This is a genomic window from Aureibaculum flavum, from assembly GCF_016406085.1.
Taxonomy (GTDB): Bacteria; Bacteroidota; Bacteroidia; order Flavobacteriales; family Flavobacteriaceae; genus Aureibaculum; species Aureibaculum flavum.
This window is the reverse complement of sequence record NZ_JAEHFJ010000010.1, coordinates 25,204-51,648: the sequence shown is the minus strand read 5'-3', so window position 1 is coordinate 51,648 and position 26,445 is coordinate 25,204. Positions and strand designations below refer to the sequence as shown.

13 protein-coding genes are annotated in these 26,445 nt (G+C 31.4%); 1 reads left to right on the top strand and 12 read right to left on the bottom strand.

Annotated features, from left to right (window positions below):
* Positions 1-33 precede the first annotated feature (33 nt).
* Positions 34-1,344 carry an FGGY family carbohydrate kinase gene (locus JBL43_RS16770; RefSeq protein ID WP_198842565.1) on the top strand — a complete coding sequence of 437 codons (1,311 nt, stop codon included), beginning with the start codon at positions 34-36 and terminating at the stop codon, positions 1,342-1,344.
* Positions 1,345-1,465: 121 nt separating this feature from the next.
* Here JBL43_RS16770 and JBL43_RS16765 read toward each other — a convergent pair whose 3' ends face one another.
* The 12 genes from JBL43_RS16765 to JBL43_RS16710 form a co-directional block, all read right to left on the bottom strand.
* The gene (locus JBL43_RS16765) at positions 1,466-5,509 is read right to left on the bottom strand and encodes a hybrid sensor histidine kinase/response regulator transcription factor (protein WP_198842564.1); all 4,044 of its coding nucleotides are present in this window, start codon (positions 5,507-5,509) and stop codon (positions 1,466-1,468) included.
* A 45-nt stretch (positions 5,510-5,554) separates the two neighbouring features.
* Positions 5,555-7,438 (bottom strand): metallophosphoesterase, encoded by a 1,884-nt coding sequence (locus JBL43_RS16760; RefSeq protein WP_198842563.1) that lies wholly within the window; start codon positions 7,436-7,438, stop codon positions 5,555-5,557.
* A gap of 12 nt (positions 7,439-7,450) precedes the next feature.
* Entirely contained in the window at positions 7,451-10,411 is a 2,961-nt protein-coding gene (locus tag JBL43_RS16755; RefSeq protein ID WP_198842562.1) for a glycosyl hydrolase 115 family protein, read from the bottom strand.
* Position 10,412: 1 nt separating this feature from the next.
* Positions 10,413-11,483 (bottom strand): phosphatidylinositol-specific phospholipase C1-like protein, encoded by a 1,071-nt coding sequence (locus tag JBL43_RS16750; protein WP_198842561.1) that lies wholly within the window; start codon positions 11,481-11,483, stop codon positions 10,413-10,415.
* Complete coding sequence (locus JBL43_RS16745) at positions 11,483-13,126, bottom strand: sialate O-acetylesterase (RefSeq protein ID WP_198842560.1); 1,644 nt, start codon at positions 13,124-13,126, stop codon at positions 11,483-11,485. Before JBL43_RS16745 ends, JBL43_RS16750 begins: the two co-directional genes overlap by 1 nt.
* 27 nt (positions 13,127-13,153) lie before the next feature.
* Positions 13,154-14,566 carry an alpha-L-fucosidase gene (locus JBL43_RS16740; RefSeq protein WP_262896275.1) on the bottom strand — a complete coding sequence of 471 codons (1,413 nt, stop codon included), beginning with the start codon at positions 14,564-14,566 and terminating at the stop codon, positions 13,154-13,156.
* A gap of 260 nt (positions 14,567-14,826) precedes the next feature.
* The gene (locus JBL43_RS16735) at positions 14,827-16,239 is read right to left on the bottom strand and encodes an alpha-L-fucosidase (protein WP_262896274.1); all 1,413 of its coding nucleotides are present in this window, start codon (positions 16,237-16,239) and stop codon (positions 14,827-14,829) included.
* A gap of 14 nt (positions 16,240-16,253) precedes the next feature.
* The gene (locus tag JBL43_RS16730; protein WP_198842557.1) at positions 16,254-18,815 is read right to left on the bottom strand and encodes a glycoside hydrolase family 3 protein; all 2,562 of its coding nucleotides are present in this window, start codon (positions 18,813-18,815) and stop codon (positions 16,254-16,256) included.
* A 61-nt stretch (positions 18,816-18,876) separates the two neighbouring features.
* A complete protein-coding gene (locus JBL43_RS16725; RefSeq protein WP_198842556.1) occupies positions 18,877-20,181 on the bottom strand; it encodes an alpha-L-fucosidase in 1,305 nt (434 codons plus the stop codon).
* 6 nt (positions 20,182-20,187) lie between these two features.
* The gene (locus JBL43_RS16720; protein WP_198842555.1) at positions 20,188-22,521 is read right to left on the bottom strand and encodes a GH92 family glycosyl hydrolase; all 2,334 of its coding nucleotides are present in this window, start codon (positions 22,519-22,521) and stop codon (positions 20,188-20,190) included.
* Positions 22,522-22,634: 113 nt separating this feature from the next.
* Positions 22,635-24,698 carry a glycosyl hydrolase 115 family protein gene (locus JBL43_RS16715; protein WP_198842554.1) on the bottom strand — a complete coding sequence of 688 codons (2,064 nt, stop codon included), beginning with the start codon at positions 24,696-24,698 and terminating at the stop codon, positions 22,635-22,637.
* A 99-nt stretch (positions 24,699-24,797) separates the two neighbouring features.
* Positions 24,798-26,441, bottom strand: a complete 1,644-nt coding sequence (locus JBL43_RS16710; RefSeq protein WP_198842553.1) for a RagB/SusD family nutrient uptake outer membrane protein — start codon at positions 26,439-26,441, stop codon at positions 24,798-24,800.
* Between the last annotated feature and the right edge of the window lie 4 nt (positions 26,442-26,445).

Here is a 26,445-nt window from a genome sequence, read left to right as displayed (position 1 = left end):
AACCTTTTTAAATACTAATTACAATATAAAACAGTGAAGAAAGTAATTGCAATCATAGATATTGGAAAAACAAATAAGAAGTTATTTTTATTTGATGAAAACTTTAATGTCGTTTTTAATAACTCCAAGAAATTTGAAGAAATTAGGGATGATGATGGTTTTCCATGTGATGACATTGAAGCGATAGAAAATTGGATTCAGAATCAAATTAAAATAATTCAGGAGACAGGTAGTTTTAAAATTAAGGCTATTAATTTTACCACCCACGGTGCATCATTACTTTTTTTAAATAAAGAAGGGAAGCGTATAACTCCTTTATATAACTATTTAAAACCGTTAGATTTAAAAGATTTTGAGAACCTTTATAAAACAAATGGTGGCGTTGATGAGTTTTCAAGAAAAACAGCATCACCTGCCTATGGAATGTTAAATACAGGCATTCAAATGTTATCGATTAAAGCGAACAAACCAAAAATTTGGAATCAGGTAGATGCTATTCTACATTATCCTCAATATTTAAGTTACTTATTTACTAAAAAAATAACTGCAGATTTTACTTCGGTGGGTGCTCATACAGCTACATGGGATTTTGATACCATGCAATACCACAGTTGGTTAAAAGATGAAAATATTAATTTACCAGAACCATGTAAAGGAAACGAAGCTGTTATGTCAATTATTAATGGTGAAAGTATAGCTGTAGGTACTGGTTTACATGATAGTTCTTCATCAATTATTCCAATACTGAAAAAAGAAAAAGGAAATGACTTTGTGTTATTGTCTACGGGGACTTGGATTATTGCCATGAATCCGTTTAGCAAAGAAACGCTGACACAAGAGCAATTGAAAAATAATTGTTTGTGTTTTATGACTCCAGAAAAGCAGCAAGTAAAATCGTCTATGCAATTTTTGGGTCGCATTCATGAGGTATATTTAAAAGAATTGAGCGATTATTTTACGGTAGATTTGAATACCCATTTGGATCTAGTTTTAAGTAATGCACTATGCAATGAATTAATTGATGAGAATGCAACTATATTCTTGTCTGAAGGAATTGATACTGATTTTGAAGCACATAATGAGATTTTACATAAATTTTCTTCTTATGAATCGGCTTATTATCAATTAGTGTACGAAATCTGTAAAAAAGTAATTTCAGGAATTGATTTGATTACAGATAAAGATGCGAAAATTACAAAGGTTTATATTTCTGGAGGTTTTAATAGAAATAAGGTTTTTGTTAATTTTTTATCTTTACTAAAACCGTCTGTAACTATTAAAATGTCAGATGTTAAAAATGAAAGTGCCTTAGGTGCTGCTTTATTAATGAAAAATTATTTATAATAAGAAGAGCATCATTCTGCATTAGAATTGTTTCCATGTTAATATATTTTACATATTGATATTTACATCCAACACCTATTTTGCTCAAAAATAATTTGGTATTTAAAAACGTTAATTAATTTTACTTTATCAGTTGGCTAGGGGAGTGTCCAAACTGCTTTTTAAAACATCTACTAAAGTATAAAGGATCATTAAAACCTACCATATTGGCAACTTCAGAAACATTGTAATTTTTAGTTTTTAATAAAATTGCTGATTTTTTTAATCGAATTGTTCTTATAAATTCATTGGGCGATAAATCGGTTAATTGTTTTATTTTACGATAAAGTTTTGAAGAACTCATGGCGAGCTCATTACATAAAAACCCAGAAGTTAGTCCGGTATTACTCATGTTTTGTTCAACCAAAACCTTTATTTTTGAGATCAGCTCAATGTCAATTTGAGAGTGTGCCAATGTAATAACATCGGTCTCCACATCGCCAGAAAATTTTTGTTTTAAATTAAAATGGATACCGATAATATTATCAATGCGTGTTTTTAATAGTGAAGGGTCAAATGGTTTTACCAAGTATCCGTCAACACCAATTTTATAGCCTTTTATTCTATTTTCATTTTCTGCCAATGCAGTTAATAAAACGACTGCAGTATGGCTAATATTTTCATCATTTTTTAACTCTTCAACAAACTGGAATCCATCCATTATTGGCATCATAACATCTACAACACAAAGTACGGGTTTAATTTTTCTACAAACTTCTAATCCCTCTTTGCCATTTTCTGCTTGATATACTTTAAAAAAACTTGACAGATATTCAGCTACATACTTTCTTAATTCTAGGTTGTCATCTATTATTAATATTTTATGCTTAATATCAGTATTTGTTTTAATTTGTTTAACATCAATATCGCTTAATAAAGCAGGTTTAATGGTTACAGGTTTCTCAATTTCTACTCCAGTTGGAATAAAATTATATATTTCATCATTTTCATAAGCTTCTTTATAAACAGGGAGTTTAATAGTGAAAATACTACCAGAACCAGGCGTACTTTCTAATTGAATCTTACCCTTATGAATTTCTACAAGAGCTTGAACCAGAGACAAACCTATACCAGTTCCAGTAGTATTTTCTTTACTGTTTTTAGCTTGATAAAAGCGAGAAAATATTTTTTCATGACTTTCAACAGGTATTCCAATTCCGTCATCACTTACTTCAATAGTTAAGGTCTTTTTGTCTTCGGTAATACCCAAAAACAAATCTACATTACCATAGTTATTGGTAAACTTCATAGCATTGGAAAGTAGGTTGTATAAAATTTTAGTGTATTTGTCCATATCTATCCAACATTCTCCAACTTCGTCTTCAATATTTAAGTTAAAGTTTATATTTTTAGATTCAGAAAGTTCTAGAAAGGAATTAAAGATATCATTCGTTTTAGATAAAATTTCAGTTTTAGAAACTTTAAGTTTTAACTCACCAGTTTCTGCTCTTCTAAAATCTAAAATTTGATTCACAAGTCGCAGTAATCTATTCGCATTTTTATAAATTAAATCGACTCTACTTTTGGCATAGCCACTTGCACCGTCTTGATCTAGTAGTTGTTTTACTGGACCTAAAATTAATGTTAAAGGCGTTCTTAGTTCATGTGAAATATTTGTAAAAAAACGTAATTTTTCATTATTTAATTTTTCGTCACGCTCTCGCATTACTTTTTCTAACAATAATTCTTGCTTTAATTTTAGGCGAGATTTAATTTGTTTGCGTCCAAAATACAATAGTAACAAAAGCACTGATAATAATAGAGTTATGCCTTTGTAGCTAAACCAAAATGATGGTAGAATATTAATATTGTATGATGATGTTTCACTCCATTTACCATCGCTATTACTAGCTCTGACCTTAAAAGTATAATTGTTTGAGTATAAATTAGTGTATTGTACAGTTCTGGAATTACTAGTGGTTTCTACCCAATCTTTATCAAATCCTTCTAATTTATATTGAAACTTATTAAGTCGTTCATTTGCAAATGAAGGCACTGAAAATTGGATTGAAAAATTTCGATTACTATAGTTTAGTTCAATGCTTTTACCATAATTGATATCCGTTTGAAATGGTATTTGGCCATTAATTTTATGTCCAGGTAATATTTCTTCATTCTGAACTTTAAAATCAGTTATTATTGGTGCCGGAGACCACTTGTTTTCTTGCATTTTTGATGGGGAAAAATTAATTACTCCATTCTTTCCACCAAGGAATATTTTAGAATAATTAAAATTATAAAATCCACTAGAACTAAAAACATCCAATCTATTTCCGCTATTTACATGATAAATATTAGCAGTATTATTTTTAGTATTAAATTTTGCAATAGTGTTATTATTCATGTTTAACCATAAATTACTTTGCGAATCAATCAAAAAATCTGTAATCCACTTATCGGTAATTTCATTCGGCTCATTAACTTTTATAAAGCTATTCTTACTTTTATTATAAATACTTAAACCTAAACGAGTGGAAGCCCATATTTTACCTTTGTCATCAATAATGATGGCACTTACATTATTATGCGGTAGACCAGCTGTAGAATTTGGCTCAGACATAAATGAATCAATAGATTTTAGTTTATTATCGTATTTTATGATACCATTTTCCGTAGCAAACCATAAATTTTTATCACTGTCTATTGCTACTTTATTTATTTCATAATTTTTTAATAAATGTTCCCAGTTTACTGATGGTTTTAATGTTTTATTATTTATAATAATAGCACCTTCACCAAAGGAACATACAACTAAACTATTAGCATCAAATTCCACAAAACTTAGAACGGCTGAGTCATTAAAACCAATGTCAATTATTTTAGAAGAATTTTTTAAATAATCGTAAACCAAAACTTTACCATTCCACAAACCACAATAAAATATTTTCCCGTCAGTAGAAAAAATACTAGCGATATCAATATTGTCGTTATATAATGGGATAAAAGTATTCTCTTTAGAAATGAAAAGACCGTGGTGTCTTGTGGCTACTATAATTTTATCATCAAAAGACTTTGTAAAGCCACGAATTCTCGGAGCCTGATTATTAATGTATTTAGAGATATCCTTATTAATTTTAAACTGATTTTCGAATGGATCATATTTATCTAAACCATCTTCAGTACCAATCCACAATACGCCAGAACTATCAAAATAAAGTGCAGATATTAAATTATCAACTAATGAAGTACTGTCTGATAACTTAGAATAATGCCATTGAAAATCTCCATTTGCAATATCTTCCAATTGATTACAAACTAATAAACCACCTAAAGTACCCACCCAATACCTACCATCAGGAGCACGAGCTACTGAAAGAAAATAAGGACCCAAATTATCTCTTATTTCATTATCATTAATATATAAATTCTCAAAAGTATTTGTGTCTTTATTGTATTTATAAAGTCCTTCTCTGGTTCCTGCAAAAATTTCAGATTTATCATCTTCATATATAAAATTAATATAGGGGTTAACGGCAACTGAATTGGGAATTGATAAGGTATAATTGTTTACTTCAGTAATTTCACCAGTACTATTTAATTTAATTTTAGCAATTGATGCGGTATCATAAGAACCGACCCAAATATTACCATTTTTATCCTCAAATATTTCTTTTATATAATTATATCCCGGTAGTTCAACTTTTTCAAACCTATTTTCGTCAGGAAAGAATAAAAATAAACCTGTACTTTTTGTTCCTACCCAAATTCTTTTAAATTCATCTATATATACCGATCGAATCTCTTCATCAGGAAAAGTGCCTGGGTTATTTTTGTCTGGTAAAAATGTAGTAAATGTTTGTGTTTCTAACTCTAATCGAGTTAACCCTTTCCTAGTACCAATCCATAAATTATTGGATTCCTCATCAAGTTTTAGAACGGTTATGTCATCATTATACAATTCATTTTTAGTATTTGAATTACTTAAATACGTCTTGAATTGATAACCGTCAAATCTATTTAAGCCAGAAAATGTACCCAGCCATAAGAAACCCTTTCCATCTTGTACAATATGCCGTACTGAATTATGAGAGAGACCATCATTATCATTGTAATGTTCAAATTTTAAATCTTGAGCACCAATTTGCGTACTTATAGCAAGTATAAAAACGAATAAAAATCTCTTCATAAAGTTTAAAAAATTTCCCACTTAAATTGAATATATACTTCGATCCTAATATAAGGTTTTTAACCGTTTTATAGTATTTGAATCTAAATTTATTTGGAAGTGATTTGAAGGTTCTCCCTGACACATTTTTAAAAATAATTGTGCCCATAATTTTAATTGTGGATTGTCAGAATGTTTTAATTGATTACAGACAATTTTATAAGCTTCTAACCGATTTTTGTCAATATCAGTAAATGCCAATTCATCAGCATTTTTTATTTTATAAAAGTCATGAATCATGTCTAATCCATTCCATTTTTCATATGATTCAATGTCAATATTTTTTGCAGTCATTTCTCGCTTAAAGTTGTCATAACTAATGGCATCTTTAAAACCAAATTGCAGTAATTTTTTTCCTGACGAGTTGATCAACAATTCTCTAAATTCACGAGGCCAATCCTTTTTTAAAAAACGGAGTCTAACCAATTCTTTTAAATGAAATTCTGTAAAGTCCTTATAGGTTGAAGTAGTTAAAATGTCTTTATTCCAAATCGTATTTTCTTTTTCATTTTCTAAATGCTCATATTCGGCTTCATATAGTGGAAATAAAGATGTAAAGTCAGGTACACTATCAATTACAATCGTTTCAATTTCATAAACGTTTTTATCTTTAATTGTAAGTAACTTATAGGCGGGTACATAAGCTGCTAGGGATGGGATTTGAATATTTACTAAACTACCTGAATCTGTACTTCTATATCCAGTATCATTGATATGCATATGTCCGCCAAAATGTATTTTTATACCTGCTTTAATAAAGAATTCAGCAACAGACTCATCAGGAAGTCGATGCATTTGCATCTTGTCTTCTCCAAATAATTCCTTAATTTCTGCTGAGGCATCATCATTAAAATCAATGGTAGGATAATGACTAAATACGATTAGTGTTTTACCCAATTTTTTGGCACGTTCAGTTACTGATTGAAGCCATTTAAATAAGTGTTTTTTATGGGCCAAAACGTGGTTGTATCCTACGCTTGCGTTACTGTAATCTTTAGGATTTTTAGAGGTTTCTGAAATGTTATTTATAGGTACATATACGTTGGCATCTATTGCTAAAAACCACAAATCGTCAGCAGGTTCTACGAGGTAACTAACATCTGGAAGGGTATTGTTAGTTGCAGAAACAATGTAGTTTCTTTCGCTTAAAGACGATTGTTTTAAGGCATTTTCAAAAGTATAATCTTTATAAAGATAATTAGTAAATGGTGTTTCCCAATAGACATCTGAAGCTTTAGGGTAAAAACCAAAATCTTTTAACTCCGTTAGTATTTCTTTGTGACCTAGTTTTGCAATATCTTTTGTAATTACTACTGGTAATGCACTAGAGTCTCTTTTGGTATAGATTTCTGAAGTACTAAAAATGGGTTGTTTTCTACCATTTTCTCCTAAGAAATCTCGTTTGCCAGCATCTTGATAAAAGGGACGAACAGGATCATGATTACCTGTAGTTATGATAAATTGAATACCATGATTTTTAGTATACTTGTTTAGTATATGTTTTAAGCCTCTAATATTTATGGCTTGACCATCATCACTGAAATCGCCTGGTAAAACTACATATTTCACATTTTTTTTAACCACATCATCTAAAGCTGCTATAAAGGCAAAATAATTTTCGTTAAATAATCGTGTAGATTGCAACTGTGATTGCATTGTCCTTACTAAAGTATAGTTACCTGTTTTGGGATTTAATACACCTTTATAATCTGTGTCTGAAAATTCTCCGTAAATATCTTGTAAATGAACATCACTTAAAAATGCAATTTGAATATTAGTATTATTATTATTATTATTATTATTATTATTGGACACTTCATTGCCTTTCTTGCATGAAAATACCAGTAATAATATGAAGAACAGAGATGAAAAATTTATCTTAAAATTCAATTGAATACATTTTTACATTTTAGTTTCTTGAGGAAAGGCATATGAATTTTTCCAACCTCCTAAATCAATAAGAATTTGATCAATCATTACACCTGGATCTACCATCCAAATTTTTAGTGTATGTTTTCCTGCCTTATTTACAACTTGTTTTCCAACTTGAATTGTGGCATTTTTTAATACATTTTTTTTCCAATTTTCACTTCGACCAAACGTTTGAAAATCGAGTAGTACTGGCTCAGCATTATCAATAGAAACGGCACACCTAACACCTCTATCTTTAAAAAAAGCATGAGTGGGTACCGCTTGTATATTTACATTAACATCACCAAAATTAAAGGTATAAAAATCATATTCTAAAACAGGACTATTTTTCACTATATTTTCTATTGTAATTTGTGACTTTGCTGTTCTAGGTAATGCAACACTAACATTATCAGAATATCCTAGTCCACTATAAATTTCCCATTTAGCTTCATTTCCATCAGTTTTACGTGAATAATTTTCGGCATTTATAGATACAAAACCTTTGTCTTCAATGAAACCTTTATAAGTATTTAACACCTCTAGTTTCGGATTAAATACGGATACTCCAATGGTAATCACGGTATCATTTGATATTAAATCTATAGCAGAATTGACTTTGTAACTTGGTGGAATTAACTGATAATCATGGCCTAAAGGAGCTTCTTTTTTTGCTTCACCTTTTGGTACTTTATCCCAATCTATGGTTACCCAAAGTCGTTCTTCAAGATTGTTTTTATTAAGTTTTCCTTCTACTTTACTAATCTTAATCCAGTCTGCTTTAGGCTTAGCTTCCCATATCAATTCTCCATTGCCTTTTAGAAAAATATCTAGGAAATAACTATTTTTAGTATATGAATTAAAAACAGGAAGTACATCAGCATAACTATTTATAACTGAATTGTTTGCTTCCATTTGGTAACTTTCTAAAGCCAAACCTAATTCTGGAATATTGTTTTGAGTAGGAGCAGCGTAGGAGGGTTTAGAGAATACAGGTAAATGCCTTGGAGCCATACTCATAATATGATCCCATTTTCCATTCTTCAATGTCTTATTAAAATAGGTGGTTTCTTCTATTATGGATTCATAAGCTAGGGCTGATTTTTCTGCAAAATAGAGTGCACTTTGTCTTCCTTGTGATGCTAAGAATTTGTTTTTGTAGGCATATAACCATTTGTGATTCAAGTTTGCCGCACCAATAACAGGGTAGTAAATTAATTGATAAAAGGCATCTTGATCCTCTTTAGAAATTTTAGATTTTAGTGTGGTAACATCATTAATTAAATTCTGATAGGCACCAATTCGTTGAGACACTTCATCTCCATAATGGTATTGTGTAAATTCTGTTGGATTTGACTTTGTAACGGGTTCTACTTGACTCCATGCCATAAACTCTGGCCGTCTTTTAAACGCCAACGTATAGTATGAATGCATTAAATTGGAAATGCTTGTTGCATTTTCAGCACCAAATTCTCTTGAAGCCCAGCTTGTTTGATGTTTACTGATATCTTTATTTTTTTTGAAATCATTCATATTCCAAGCCATATCTAAAAATAATTCGATACTGTATTCATGTGGCTTAATATCTCCACAATTTAGTATCCATAAATCTTGCGATTTAAACTCATAGGCTTTAGACATTTCTTCCCACATTAAAACAGGGTTTGTAGAGTTTAACCATAAATAATCATGTGGTCTTCCCCAATACGAAGTGTGATAATAAACACCGGCTCCACCTGAACGCGATTGTTCATCAGGATTACTTAACTGACGCATATATCCATAATTATCGTCTGTCCAAACTAGGGTTATATCTTCTGGTAATTTTAATCCACTTTGGTAATAATGTAATACTTCTTTGTAAGGCACGAACGCTTGGGGTTTATCAACACCATTTTTAGAATATTTGTTAAGAATAGCTCTTTGGTCAGCAATTACTTGTTCTAATAAAGAAACCTGAGCGTCCGTATTATCTTCACCAACAATCATAGGTGAATCATGCTCTCCACGCATACCAACAGTGTAAATTCCATCAAAATTTTGAGTTTCTTTAGCTCGTTTTTTAAATAAATCCTTTATGACTTCGGCATTAGTATCATATCGATATTCTCCCATACTTTCGTGATTCCATTCTGCATTAATGTTGCACAACATGGGTTCTGCATGCGAACTCCCGATAACAATGGCATAATCATCAGCTACTTCCTTGTTTTTAGGATAATGGTAAAATGCTTTGGTACATTTATGCATGGCGGGCCAAATAGTATTGGCTCGTAAACGCAATAGTAATTCAAATACTTTAGCATATGTTTTAGGCCCAATATCACCGGTTTCAGGCTCAAAATTTAAAGCTGCCCAACGTTGTAATCCCCAATCTTCATCATTTAAAAAGATACCACGATATTTTACCGATGGTGAACCGTAAGTTGTAGTGACTATTGGAATAACTAATTCTTCTTTTTTAGTAGGGACAGCATCTGCCCACCATTCCCATGGAGAAACACCAATCATTCTAGATAATTCTAGTAATCCAAAAGCCGTAGCTCTTCGATCAGAACCTATAATAACTAATGCTTTTTTAATTTCTTTTGAAGGATTCTCAATGACTTGAATAGTATAGGTTTCCCATTTCCCAGAAACTTTTGAGACATCAATCTTATGTTTTGAAACGAACTGATCTATAAGTTTACTTTGTCCTAAGGTGCCTGCGATTATTTGATAAGGATTATTTTTAGTATCAGTTACTAGTTTTTTTTGAGTTACTTTAAAAATGTCATCTATTAACATTTCTGCAGCAATAGATACTACTTTGGCATCTCGTTTGTCAATGCGTAATGTGGCATTATTTTCATCTGAAATTAAGGGAAAGTTAATTGCAGTTTGTGCATTAAGTTGTAAACAAAACAAAAAACCAAGAAGTACAAATTTCAAATAATATTTGTTTCTAAACATCTTAATTCTTTTTAATTCTTTCATAACTATCATCATCAAATATTACTTTAAAATCAGATTTAAACAAAGTAGAGGGTATGTAATAATCTGTAGAGATTACTTGTGCACCAGATGCTTTAGCCTTTTCAAATCGTAAATAACTACTATTTCTTGCTTCCTTCGTTCCTGCATCTGCTCGTGTTCTTACCATATAACCTTTGGAAACTAACTCTTTGATATAATTGAAATTTTGAATTGGATCGTTAATAATTCTAAAAGCAGCTTCAGGGTTGCCTTCTTTGCTATTTACAAAAAGTACTCTGCCTTTTAAAGAAGGGTGTCCGTCCAAATAGCTATTGATTCTTTCTTCTTTTTCATCTAGTACAAATAAAAACTTTCCTTTTAAAGTATTTAGTTCTGGCCAACCCAATTTTAAAATAGCCTTCTCTAATGTTTTAAAGTTTCCACGTACATCATCAGGTGTGATTAATTTGGTATTAGAAAAAACACTTTTAATTTCTTTATCTATACTATTCAGTGCGTTTTTATCAAATGGTAATGGGTTTCTAGTTTGATCAACTTTTTGATCTTTTGTGTTCATTAAAATAATTATAGGGTAGTGGTCGGGGTGCTCTTCAGACCATTTTTTTAGTGCTTTTAAACCTTCTGTGAAAAGTAAATGATGACTTCTAAAATCGATATCTTGGATATGAAACATTTTTAAGCCAGGTAATTTTAGTTTCTCCTCACTATCAAAAGGCAACGGTTCTTGTCCAGCTAATTTCACAATATCTAATCCTTTAGGGTTTGAAAAGTATCCGCCTTTTGGGTCATAAAAAACATCTAATTCTAGATTCCTTAAACCTAAATCTAATTGCTTTATTAATGATATATGTCCATATTGCAAGCCTTTCATTTTCTTTGAATCTATTTTTTCTAAATAATCAAACAAAGGTTTTTCAATAGGAATTTTATAGGAGTTATGACTGCCAATTACTTGAATGTCATTTAAATGTTGAGCATTACTATCGTTGATTAAAATAAATATAAAAACCAGAACGAAGGGCAAATAATATGTTGAATAATTTTTCACTAATTGCTATTTTTATTTTTTTGAGTAAAAGTTTTGGCAAGTCGTTTACCAAATAACCTTTGACTTTGTGAATCAAAATGTAAATTATCTCCTTTATGATTGAAATCAGAAGTACTAATGACATACAAAAATTTATCTTTTTTGGCATGGTTATTAATAATTTGATTAATCGATTTCCAAGAATCACTATTTTTTCGATAGCCCCCAAGTTCTCCTACTAAAATGGGTAATTTTCTATTTCCTGTAGACCTACGGAATTTTTTAAATAGAATTTTTAAATTTTTATCGTAATTAAGAATACCATTTTTATTTGCATCACTTTCACCTTGGTGCCACAGTATACCTTTTACAATTCCATATTTTTTGGCTAATGTTACTTTCTCTTTAAAATTGGATAATAATTTGACATTTCTATGAATAGAATCACCAATCCATTGACTTATACTACTACCACCAACAGCAGTTGGGATCAATAATATAGATGTATTCTCTGGAGCATTTTTTAAAAGGTTTCTTGCAAAAGACATTCCACAATCAAGCCCTTCCATGTTAGGTTCATAGATATTAAGAGGTTCTTTTGCCTGTATTATTTCTTTGTTTTTATTAATTGTCAATATACGAGGAGAAGAAATAGTATCACTAGGTTCCACAAAAGCACGACCTGCCATATTGGATTGTCCTGCCATTAAAAATACCCAAACATTTTCTTTTTTAGGTGAATTCAGCAAAGGTTCTTCTTTCTTAGGAAAATTCAGTTCTCTTTGATATTTAGCAATTTCTCTTGAATCTAACCAATTTTCCATCCATTTTGCTGCCAAAGTGGGCCATGTTTCTGCAGCTATATTACCTGCTCTTAATCCATAACCATGTCCTCCTTTAGCTAACATATGCAATTCTATAGGAACTTTTTTATCTCTTAATGCTGTTGCCATCACCAACGAACTATTACCATAAGAATCATCACTAGTGCCAAAAATAAAAAATGGTGGTGTATTTTTATCAATCTTTAATTCAGGACTTAAATTTCTATTGTCTCCTTTATCTAAATATGCGGGATAGATAAGCATGGCAAAATTAGGTCGACTTGAAATATCATCAATAACATCAATACTTGAATATGATTTTTTATGATAATTTATAGCAGCATTAGCTGACAAATGACCGCCGGCCGAAAAACCCATAATGCCAATTTTTTGTGGGTCTAAATTAAATTCAACGGACTTACTTCTCACCAAGCGAATTGCTCGTTGAACATCTTGTAAAGCACCTTTTTCTTTTTTAGGAACTCTATACTCTAAAACAAAAGCCGTATAACCTAATTCATTTAACCATTGAGCAATTTCGTAACCTTCTTTATCTATAGCCAAAATTTGATAGCCACCGCCCGGACATACGATAATTGCTGCTTTTGATGCATTAGGATTTTCTGGTTTAAAGACAGTTAACGAGGGATTAGTAATATCTGTTAATCGTTTCACATTTCCGGAAACATTTTTAGTTTGAATTGCAGCGTGCTTATTTTCAGTTTCATTAGGAACTTTATCTGACCACAAATAAATCGTATCTTTGATTTGTCCTATAGTTACTAGTGAGAATAGGTAAAAAAAAGTAAATATTTTAAATTTATTTTTTATGTTCGTCATATTGTAATATTAAATAATTCTTAGGAATTATTCGAATTCAATTTTAAACCCAGTAATGGGAATTTCATTTTTAGAATAAGTTGGTAATTTTAACTCCAATCCCGTATTGGATTGTTTCCATTTTACGCTAGTTTTAGTATCTAATTGTATAATGCTTTTAATATTTGCGACACTTTTAGATGAAAGTGATTGAATGCTTATATTTTTATTATTAAAACTACAGATATATGCGTAAACAAAACCATCTTTTTTAGTAAATCTAATTTCAGGAAATATTTCTTTGGAAGTAGCATCATTAACAGCATCTTTCATCGTGTTTTTGTCATTCTGTTGTTTTACAACCTTTCTTTTTATAGAATATGAAGGTAATTCCTTTTGAATTTTCCAAGGGCTAGACCCATAAATACCTTCTGAATTTTTCTCCATCCATTTTCCAATTTCTGCTAATCTTTCTTGAGCCAAATCTGTAATTTCACCTTTCCCAGTTGGACCATTATTGAGTAACAAATTACCACCTTTACTTACAATTTCTAACAATTGTCTAGTGATCAATTCTGCCGATTTGTATACCGTATCATATTCAATATAGCCCCAATTTTTACCCATAGTAATACAGGCTTCCCAAGGTTTAACTTCTAAATTGTCAGCAATTTTCTGTTCCTCTACTTTATAGTCACCTAAATCATTTCCAATTCGGCTATTAATAATACAGTTTGGTTGTAACTTTAGAATTAATTCACGTAATTCTTTACTTTCTTCCAAACTAATATCATGTGGCGTATCAAACCACATAATGTCTATTTTTCCGTATTGTGTAAGCAATTCTTTTACTTGAGGTTTAACTTTCCTATCAAAATATTTATGGAATACTTTTATATCTTCATTTGGATAATCTACGAGGTTACTTCTCCCTCCTTTATTGGGCCAATTGGTAGGAACATCCGGGTCTTCCCAATCTCGTCCTAATGAATAATAAAATCCAAATTTCATATTGTATTTATGACAAGCATCCACAAGTTCTTTCATGGGGTCTTTGGCATAAGGCGTTTTCTCTTTGATGTTATAGCTATTAGAAGGAGAGTCAAACATAGCAAAACCATCGTGGTGCTTTGAGGTAATAATGATATATTGCATACCTGCTTGTTTTGCAGTTAACACCCATTTTTCAGCATCAAAATTAACAGGGTTAAAATCATTTGCAATTTTGCCATATTCTTTTAAGGATATTTTTTCATGAATCATGAAATGCTCATTTCCTTTTGCAATGTGTCCATCCCAATAACCTGCTGTTTGCGAATACAAACCCCAATGCATAAACATACCAAACTTGGCATCTTTCCACCAATCCATTTTATTGTTAGTTTGGGCCAAAGTGGTAGTTAAGGAGAAGCTTATAAAGCATAAACTTAATAAAATATTTTTGTTAAATAGTATTTTCATTTTTTACAAAATTATTATTGATTTAATACAATTGTTTTATTTAAGCGAATCTTTCACCTTGATGTAATAGTATACCTTTTATGCTTCCATACATTTTAGTATGGATCGCTTGTTTTTAAAATTGGATAATAATTTTACATTTCTATGATTGCAATCTCAATCCATCTATACTATGCATTTAACCATTGTACAATTTCACACCATCTCTATTTATAGCCAAAACCTGATAAACATCTCAGGTATTAAATAATCCTTAGGAATTATTCGAATTCAATTTTAAACCCAGTGATGGGAATTTCATTTTTAGAATAAGTAGGTAGTTTTAACTCCAATCCCGTTTGAGTTTGTTTCCCTTTTACGATAGTTTTAGTATCTAATTGTACAATGCTTTTAATATTTGCGACACTTTTAGATGAAAGTGATTGAATACTTATATTTTTATTGTTAAAACTACAGACATATGCGTAAACAAATCCATCTTTTTCAGTAAATCTAATTTCAGGAAATATTTTTTTGGAAGTGGCATCATTAACAGCATCTTTCATTGTGTTTTTGTCATTCTGTTCCTTTTCAGCATTTGTTTTGATAAAACTTGAAGGTAATTCCTTTTGAATTTTCCAAGGGCTCGACCCGTAAATACCTTCTGAGTTTTTCTCCATCCATTTTCCAATTTCTGCTAATCTTTCTTGAGCCAAATCTGTAATTTCACCTTTAGCAGTAGGGCCATTATTAAGTAATAAATTTCCGCCTTTACTCACTATTTCGAGCAATTGTCGCGTCAATAATTCTGAAGATTTATAAATAGTATCATACTCGATATATCCCCAATTCTTGCCCATGGTTATACAAGCTTCCCATGGTTTTGGTTCTACATCTTTGGCAATTTTTTGTTCCTTTACGTTATAATCGCCAAGGTTGTTACTTATTCTACTATTTATTATGCAGTGTGGTTGAATGCTTAAAATCAAATCTTTTAACTCCTGGCTTTCTTCCAATGTAATGTCCTGTGGTGTATCAAACCAAATTACATCTATTTTACCATATTGAGTCAATAATTCTTTAACTTGTGGTTTTAACTTTCTTTCAAAATATTTGTGAAATACTTTTATATCCTCATCGGGATAATCAACCAGATTGCTTCTACCACCTTTAAAGGGCTTGTCGGTTGGTACATCAGGGTCTTCCCAATCGCGACCCAAAGAATAATAAAATCCAAATTTCATATCGTGTTTATGGCAAGCATCCACAAGTTCTTTCATGGGGTCTTTGGCATAAGGCGTTTTCTCTTTGATGTTATAACTATTTGAAGGGGAGTCAAACATTGCAAAGCCATCGTGGTGTTTTGAGGTAATAATGATGTATTTCATACCAGCATTTTTAGCGGTAAGTACCCATTTTTCAGCATCAAAATTTACAGGGTTAAAATCATTGGCTATTTTACCATATTCTTTTAAGGAAATTTTTTCATGAATCATGAAATGCTCACTGCCTTTTGCTTTATGTCCATCCCAATAACCTGCTGTTTGAGAGTACAAACCCCAATGCATAAACATACCAAACTTGGCATCTTTCCACCAATCCATTTTATTGTTAGTTTGGGCTAAAGATGTAGTTAAGAAGAAGCCTATAAAGCATAAACTTAATAAAATATTTTTGTGAAATAGTATTTTCATTTTTGATAAAATTATTATTGATTTAATACAATTGTTTTCTTTAAGCGAATATCTTCAGAAGAAGCTCCTAGCATAAATTCATAGTCACCATTTGTAAAACTCCATTGTTTAGTTTCTTCATCCCAAAATTGTAATTCCTTTTTTAAAACTTCAAATTGTACTTGGTTTGATTTTCCGATATGTTGAGAAATTCTATTGAAACCAATTAACTTCTTTATGGGACTTTTATTAACAGATTCAGGTGCTTTAAAGTATAATTGAACTACTTCATCACCATTATAATTACCTATGTTTTTTACGGTAGCTGAAATAATAATCTTTTCGTCATTTTCTTTAATTTTTAAATCGCTGTAATCAAATTGAGTATAACTTAAACCATATCCAAAAGGATATAACACGTCTCCTTGAAAATACATATAGGTTCTACCATTTGATACTTCATAATCTTCCATTGGAGGCAAGTCATCAACAGATTTATAAAAGGTAAATGGCAATCTGCCGGCAGGATTGTAATCACCAAATAAAACATCAGCAATAGCTGTTCCTCCAGATTCTCCCGGATACCAAGCATCAATAATGGCTGGTATGTTATCGTCCATCCAATTAATAGCTAAAGAACTGCCAGCCACCAAAACAACAATCATATTTTGGTTTAGAGCATACATCTCTTTTAGATAATTAATTTGATCTTCAGGTAAATTTAATGATGTTCTATCTTTTCCTTCTTTTTCAATAGATTTATTTATTCCCATTACGGCGATCACATAATCACTTGATTTAGCAGCTTCTTTATCCTCTTGGTATATATCCTCAGTGCTATTTGGTACTTCCCATAGTAGTTGACAAATGGCGTCGCCACCATTATCAAAATACTCTAATTTAATAGCATATTTTTCGCCAGCTTCCATATTAATTTTGACTTGATCTGTAGTCGCTCCTCGATTGTGCCATTCATCTACAACCAACTTGTTGTTTAGCCATAACCGTATTCCATCATCAGAGTTCACTCCAATTTTATAGGAACCTGAAAAATTGGGCGTGATATAACCAGTCCATCGTATGGATTTATGTCTGTAATTGGTGTATGGATCTGGAGGGTTATTTACAGGGTCGAAATTTACAACTTTGTCAATACGAGTTTGCGGTGTGCCTTCTAAGAATTTATCATCAAAATATTCGCCAAATAAACCTGATTCATCATTAAAATCATTTCGTAAATTTTCTGCTTCCAAAAGATTTAAATTTCTTGCAGCCGTTTTCCATTTGACATAAGTAACAGCTATTTTATCACCTACTTTATTTCGAATACCTTCAAGTGGCGATATTGGTTTTATAACTGATAGTCCACTATAATCACCAAAAACAACCTGATTAGCGTTAAAACCAACTACTGCTATTTTTTTTATTTTATCAGAATTTAAAGGTAACGTATTATTGTGATTTTTTAAAAGAACAATGGATTGCCTTGATGTTTCAAGAGCCAAATCTTGATGTTTTTTAGAACCAATAACATCAGGTGAAATTTTTGTATATGGATTTTTTTCCGTGGAATCAAAAATACCTAATTTAAATCGTGCTCTTAAAACTCGGATAACCGATTTGTCAATTGATGCTTGTGAAACTAACCCATTTTTATAAGCCGTTAATAAGTGCTTTGCATAAATATCATCACCACATTCTAAGTCTAAACCACCTTCTATAGCAACTTTTGCAGCTTGTTCTTTAGTTTTTACAAATTGGTGTGATTTCACTAAATAGGTTGGAGCTCCACAATCACTCACTACATAACCTTTAAAGCCCCATTCTTCTCTTAATATAGTATTTAAAAGCCAATTATTTGCAGTACTTGGAATACCGTTTATGGCATTATAGGCACTCATTATAGACTGAACATTTCCTTCTTTAATAGCTGCTTTATAAGCAGGAAAATAATATTCACGTAATGATTTTTCTGAAACTACAGCGTTATAAGCAAATCGATTATCTTCTTGATTATTAGCAACAAAGTGTTTTGGAGTTGAAACTACTTTTAGGTATTTTTTATCATTTCCTTGCAGTCCTTTTACAAAAGAAACTCCAATTCTACTAGTTAGATATGGATCTTCACCATAGGTTTCTGGAGTTCGTCCCCATCTAGGGTCTCTCGCCATATTTATGGTTGGCGACCAAAAGGTTAGTAAATCGCTATAAACATTTTTTTGGTCTAAACCCTGATTGTAAAAATTCCATTTGGCTCTTGCTTCATCAGAAATAGCAGATGATACGTTATAAATTAAATCAGGATTCCAAGTTGCTGACAAGGCTATTGCTTGAGGGAAAACGGTAAAACGTCCACCTTTTACAACACCATGTAACGCTTCATTTCCATGATAATACTTTGCAACGTTTAATCTCGGAATTGCTACGGCTGTGGAAACTAATAAAGAAACTTTTTCTTCTATAGTTAATCGGTCTAAAAGATCAGTTACTCTCTTTTCAGTTGACAATTTTTGATTTTGAAAAGGAAACTGTTCTTGAGCTATTCCTAAAATTGGAAATAAACAGAGTATAAATAGTATGTACTTAGTTAATTTCATGAGGTAATAAAATCTTATTTTAATATTGATATTTTTACAATGAATTTCATGAATAGAATAACTACTTATTTATGAATTCTACGTTCGTAATTTTAACCACAATGGGATTATGCCATATTTTATTATTGTAGAGTCGTTGTGCTCTACTCACAGAAATCTCTAACAAATCGTCATGCTGCGTAAACCGTGTAGTGGGAGTATTTTCTGGCCAATATTCTACTACTAAATCACTTTGACCCAAAACTGAAACTTTGGTGTTTTTTGTCGCTTTCATGTTTTTTAACAGAAAATTTCTTCTAAAACCTTTAAACCAATTTTGCTGGTTTGTTATAAAAACGTAGGCTGTATTTTCCTTTTTATCTTTTGTAAACCACATATCACCATCTTTAATAATTGTAGGTAACGTTCTTGTGTTTTTTACACCTTCTTCATTTACGTACATCCAAAGTGCTACTTCACGTAAGCGTTCTTCTTGTTCTATAGGTATTTCTCCATTAGGTTTTGGACCAATATTTAATAAGAAATTACCTCCTTTAGCTCTAATTTCAATTAATTTTTCAATTAACTCTGAACCACTTTTATAATTCTCATTGGTTGGTTTGTATTGCCATTGTGTACCCATTGTCATACAGGTTTCCCACGGTCCTGGCATTGCACCTCCAGGAATACTCTGCTCTGGAGTTTTCATTTCGCCTCTCGTTACAATTATTGATGGATCTTTTTTGTGAACATGTTTTACAATATCAGCTTTATGAAAAGAGTCAAAAAACATAATGTCTGGTTTATATTTATCTATTAATTCATCTATTTGTTCTTTGTCATATGCTAGTAATTCTGGATTTTTATTTACACTACTCATTTCACCTTTACGAGAAATTAAATGCCCTTGTCTTCGTAAAACACTAAAATCTTCTGGCGAAAAATACAAGCCTACCTTTAACCCTTGTTTACGTAAAGCTATAACAAGTTGTCCTACAATGTCTTTACCGTAGGGTGTATTCATAATATTAAAATCGGTAGTTTTAGTATCCCACATACAAAAACCGTTGTGGTGTTTTGCTGTAAAAACAACATATTCAGCACCTGTTATTTTAAATAATCGGGCCCATTCATCAGCATCAAATTTATCTGGATAAAATGTTTTTGGAAGTTCATTATAATACTTATCTATATAATCGTCTGAAGCACCAACTAATGAGTGACTTATAACACTACCCAATTGAGAATCGACACTCCAATGAATAAATAAACCAAAGCCCATATCCATATAGTCTTCTACGAGGTCAGGGTTGTTTTTAAGTTGAGCAAAAGTTGTAATGCAAACGGCAAAAAACAAAGTGATAGTAATTTTTATCTTCGTTCTCATAATATTTTAATTTTTTAAAGTTTCTTCACTTGTCATTTCTAAAATTAATGTTCCTCCCTTAATAACGTCGCTATGAATTAATTTATAGTTTTCAACTGGCTTATTATTCAACATAACCTTATTGACTAGGGTATTGGTTGGACCATTATTTATTGTTTTTATTGTAAAGGTACTGTCTGAATAATAATCAGGATTTAATTTAATCGTTATTTCATCAAAAATAGGACTTCCTATCTGATATTCTGAATCACTATCCGTTCCACCATTCATTTGAAACAAACCAATCTTCATTAACACGGCTAGACTGCCCATTAATCCTTGATCTTCATCTCCATTATATCCTGTTGAGGGTGCCAAACCTCCAAAAGCTTTATCTACAATTTTTCTAGACCAATATTGAGTTAAATCTGGACGCCCCAATTTGTTAAATATATAAGCAGTCTGAATAGAAGGCTGGTTTCCATAATTTATTGGAATCCGCCTATATTCTGGATGTAATTCTTGAGAATGTGAATTACCTGCTGTAAAATTCAATTTTTCAGCTGTTTTGAATTGATTGTTTAGTTTTTCAATAGCTTTTTCATCTCCACCCATTAAGTTAGCTAACCCTTTTAAATCATGAGGTACAAACCATGTAGATTGTGCACCGTTTGATTCTATAAAACCATTTTCTACTTGATAGGGATCAAAATCATTTTTCCATATACCATTCACATTTTTTGGTCGCATCCAGCCCGTTTCAGCATCAAATACATTTGAATAATTTTTTGACCTATTCAAGAAATAATCATAATCTTCTTGATGTCCCAGTTTTTTTGCTAATTGAGCTAAGGTCCAATCTTGATAAGCATATTCCATAGTAAGGCTTGCACCATCTTGATGACCTCCAAATTTTCCTTCAGGAATAGGGTAGGGTACGTATCCCTTATCGATATAATACGTTAAACCACCACCAAGATTTGTTTTATGTTCGTATCCTGCTTTTTCCATTATGCCACCTGGCATATGATTCTTTTTAAGTGCTAGGTATATAGTTTCTAAATCTTCCTTAATTATACCTTGCTGAATTGCACTTACTATAAATGGTGTACTCGAAGCACCTGTCATTACATAGGTATAATTACCACCAGATGGGCCTCTTGGAATTAAACCTCCATCTTTTTCATATTGTAAAAGTGATTGTACAAATTCTTCTTTTATTTCTGGATAAACGAGTCCCCATAACGTATTAATGGTCCATTGTGCACCCCAAAAAGAGTCTGAATTAAAATGATTAAATTTTGGTTTTCCATCTTTATTTAACGGAAGCTGACCTAATTTAAAAGTAGCTCCTGTATTATCTGGATAGGCACCATTTACATCACTAATTATCCTTCTGCCTTGTAAAGCATGCCAAAGATCAGTATAAAAACGTCTTTGTTCTTGATCCGTTCCTCCTTTGACCTTAATTCGACCTAATAAACCTTCCCATTCATTATGAGAATCTTTTACAATTTTATCAAAATTCCATTTAGGTAACTCTGAGGCTATATTATTCGAAGCATTTTCAATTGAAGTATATGATATACCCGTTTTCATTAAAATAGGTTCTTCTGAAGCATCAAACCGGATTAAATAATTACCAGTTTCATCATCATGTTCAATGGATTTGAAAGCTCGATTAAGCTCAACTTTAAAGTATATGGTTAAGGGTTTTGGCCTGCGATGTGTAGCGGCTGCAATAAGCTTTCCAGAAAATTCTTTATCACCTATTTTTTCTAACTCACCATTAATATTTTCACAAGGACCCAATACAGTATTCAGATTGAATAAAATACCCGAATTTTTTTCTTTCGGAAATGCATATTTATGAAAGCCAACACGCTTTGTGCTTGTTAACTCAGCATTGATACCATATCTTTCAAGTTTAACCTTATGATATCCTGGTTTAATCACTTCGTTTTGGTGACTAAATTTTGAATAGAAATCGGTAAAAATTGTTTTATTATTTTCCTCAGAAAGTGTTACAGGCATTACGGAGAGACCTGAAATTTGCCAAGCATGAATATGGCTAAATCCTTTTATAGTATCAATGGCATATCGATATCCACTTCCCCAGGCACCATTAATTTCAGTATCAGGACTTAAATTTACCATTCCAAACGGTCGGCTTGCTGATGTAAAGAAAAACCATCTAGAATTTTCTGTATCTAAAATAGGGTACACTTTATCAGTCAAATATACTTCTACTTCTGAAGTATTTTGTGCTTCTTTTTCTCCTTCATTTTTACAAGAAAGAAACGTAATAGAAAGGATGCTAAGTATTAAGAACCCTAAGGTTAAAATATTTTTTATTTTCATGTGTTTATGGTTATTATTTTTCAATGGTCATCCCGTCCCGACGCTTCGGGATCGGGACTGTTCGCAATTAAACATTCATTTGGATGATGAAATTCTGAACATGCTCGTTTCATTTAATTACTTTTTATTTTCATCAAATTGGTATGAATGGCTTCAAGCATTTCTTTGGATGGAAATCCATTATTTGGCCTTCTGATTTCTGGATTATACCAATTTTTCCATTTTTTATTCTTGTCGCCTTCCAAACTTCTTTTAAGAATGATGTCTAATTTCTTATGGGCTTCGTCTAATAATTGAATAGCCTTAGCTAATTCACTGTTATCATTTGTTTCTTCAAATGCCCTTTTAAATTTCGACATCCTATGTAAACAATTTTCAAAATCTATTAAATCCAAATAAAGATGAATTGGAAGTACGATATAATCGTTATAAAAATTGTCGCCTTCAGATACAAATTGTAGTCCTTTAGTTGCAAAGTCTAGTGACTCTTTTGCCAACGTTAAACGTTTATCGATATGCTCATAATTTTCAGCAACAGCCTCGTAATTAAAAGGCACTGGTGTTTTACCAGGCCGTCTAATTGGTGAATTACTCAAGTAAGACACTGTTTCTCTAATTTCCCATAAATGTTCTACGTAACCGCCTCTATTTAATTGTGCTTCATGTAACTTTTTCATTGATTTAATAGCAAAGTCAGCAGCTTCATTATTAAAATATCTTTGTGTCCATTCTTTATAAAAGGTATCACCATCAAAGGCTTCAACATTTTTTGATAACTCAGAGAAGGCTTCCATATTTAAAAGAAAGGGACGAAATGTTTGCCCATTAACCAAACAATATTTGTCAGCTTTATATTTTCTTACCATACTTTTCATTATGGTATCTATTTTATTAGGGTAGGGGTCATGTACGGTATGGTTAAGCCAAAATCCGGCATGCATATAGGTTCCGAAATCATAACCTTTTGTACTTTCAGGTAGATGCTTAAAACCGCTAAATCCATCATCTGACCATGCTACTAACCAATCTTTAGGAGGACTGAAATTGTTATTAAACATTTCCATTCCATCCGCATAACAGACCAATACTTTTTTAGCATTCGGATTGTGTTTATCAATTAAGTCACCTAAAACTTGATATACTTCATTAAATACCTCTGTTTTATCTTCACCACAAGAACTTTTATATTCCCAATCCCATACTTGATTTCTGGGGCGTAATGAGAAAATATCAGCTTTTGCAAAGGGTGTTTCCTCAAAATAGTAGGTCCATGTATCTATCCAATCTTGTTTGTAATCTGTCCAACAGTCCGCTTTATTTTGATCTAATGGTTTTATTTTATAACCTAAGCTAATGTCAATTTGAACCATCATCCCTTTTTCATGTGCATAGTTTATCAAACTATCAACATAAGAAACGCGAAGTTTATAATCTGGATTTAATTTTTTATATTCAGGTCTGGTAAAAAATTCAGGACGACCCAACATGTCAAAAAGTTGAATGGCATTATAACGCATTCTAACTAAAGAATTTATTAGTTCGGTATAACTTTCCCAATCATATTCTAATAACTTACCACGGTAATTTGCCAATTCATCGACATCATTTTCAAAATAACCTAATATTGGTATTTGTGGTGGGGAAATAGTTCTTTCTTCAAAATCAAAAAAGTTTATTTTCTTATTTTTATTTGGCTGTGTACCTGTCCAATATTCTAATGCATCTACACCTAGAATTTCCTTAGAGTAATCATAGATGGCATATTGCATACCTTGTACATCAGAACCTGCTATTACAATAGCTTGTATGTTGTTTTTTATTTCTTTTTTAGCCCAAATACCACCCCTTGGTCCAGGTTGAATTACACTAATAGCTAATCCATCATTGGTTGCCATTTTTGAGATTAAAGTACTTGATGTTGGAGTGCCAAGTACAAAGAATATACCCTGAGAAGGTGTCTCTTTATTTTCTGAAATTATATGAATATCAGTATCACTGATTTTAGTTAAATCTACTTTTAAATCGTTTATAGCATTTAATTCTAATTCTGAAGCATTTTCACCATAGATTAAATAAATAGTATGGTTTTTGGCAACGTCTGGCTTACATGATATTAATAAGCTGATGCTTAAAATTGTATAAAAAAAGATTACCCTATGACGTATGATTTTTGCCATTTTAATTACGCTATTGTTAAAATATAGGCAGGTAGTATAATTACCTGCCTATATAAAAAACTAACTCAAATAATATATTTTAAATACTCTGATTTATTCTTAGTAACCAGGATTTTGTGTCATGGTTTCTGGAGAAATCTCAATCTCTTTTACAGGGATAGGACGCAATAAATGTTTAGAAGCATCAAACGCACCGTGATCTACATAATGAGGATTATATATTAATCTTTCCTCTAATTTCCCCATACGTTTTAAAACAGTCCATCTATTTTCTTCACCTATTAGCTCTAATGCTCTTTCAACAAGAATATCATCTAAATCAATAGAGGTGTAATAATCAGCAACACCCGTTGCTCGTTCTCTAACTCTATTTAAATGAAATAAAGCCTGTGCAGTATTACCAGCACCTAAAAAAGCTTCTGCTGCCATTAAATGGGTACCAGCTATTCTATAAATGAAATTGTCACGAGCACCACTACCACTTTCTTCAAAAATTTCATCATCAAATTTCTTTAATATTGGAAAACTAATAAACTCTGGATTTAACGAATACTTATAAACTACTCCATCAATATCATCAGGTCTACCAAATAAATATTGATCTGGTTGATATACCCAATAACGATCTAACTTATCTTTAAGTTCTGTTTCATTCAATGCATATTTCGGAAAATAGATAATAGTATCACCTGGATTAATTATATCAGTACCTAATCCACTTTCTTCGTCTGCTATTATTGTTCTATGAATAGTTACATCTTCTCTAGAATCGTTATCGGTAAATAAAGAGTAAAAGTAAGGAGTGGGCATTGTATTGCTAAGTTTAACACCATAAGGGTTTTTTCTACTTACACCAGGTAAATTAAATACTTGATACATACCAAAAGAGTGCATGTTATTGCCATTGTCTTCTGAAAAACCAGTATCTCCATATTGTCCAGCAAAAAGAATTTCGTCATTCACTTGATTGTCATAAGCAAAAACTTCAGCAAAAGATTGACTTCTAATGTCATAACCATCAATGGCTTGTACAGCTAAATCGGCTGCAGTTTGAAAATCAGTGCTTTGTCCATAATCTTTATAAGCTCTTGTTAAATATACTTCTGCCAATACATGTTGTGCGGCACGTTTAGAAAATCTACCTGTTTCAGGATCAGCTTTTAAATCTGGAATAACAGCTTCTAACTCACTAATAATTAAAGTATATGTTTCTTGCTCTGAAGAACGTGTGTAGTCATTACGAATACTTTGAGGTTCTTCTAAATCTAGAACTACACCTCCAAATTGTTGTACCAAATTAAAAAAGGCAACAGCTCTCAAAGCTCTTATTTGAGCTAACCCATAGGTCTTATCAGCTAATTTACCAGAACTCCAGTTAATTTCATTTTCAAATCTGTTTAAAGCCGTGTTCGCCTTTGAAATTATACCATAATTAGCATTCCAAATACCGTTGGTTTGTGAGGCATTAAAACTGACATAATCATTTTCACTAGAAGTGTTAAAAATTTCTAATTGTGTGGTGAAAACATCGGTTCCTAAATATTTGTAACCACTATTTAGAAAAGCACCTCTTACATTTCCATATAGACCTACAACTAATTGATCTGCGGTATTTTCATCAATAAAGTTCTCACTTGTAATACCGCTATAAATATCTTCTTCTATATACTTGTTACAGGCACTAAATAATAGTGTAATACCAAGTAAGACGATAATCTGATTTATATTTTTTATTTTTTTCATCTAT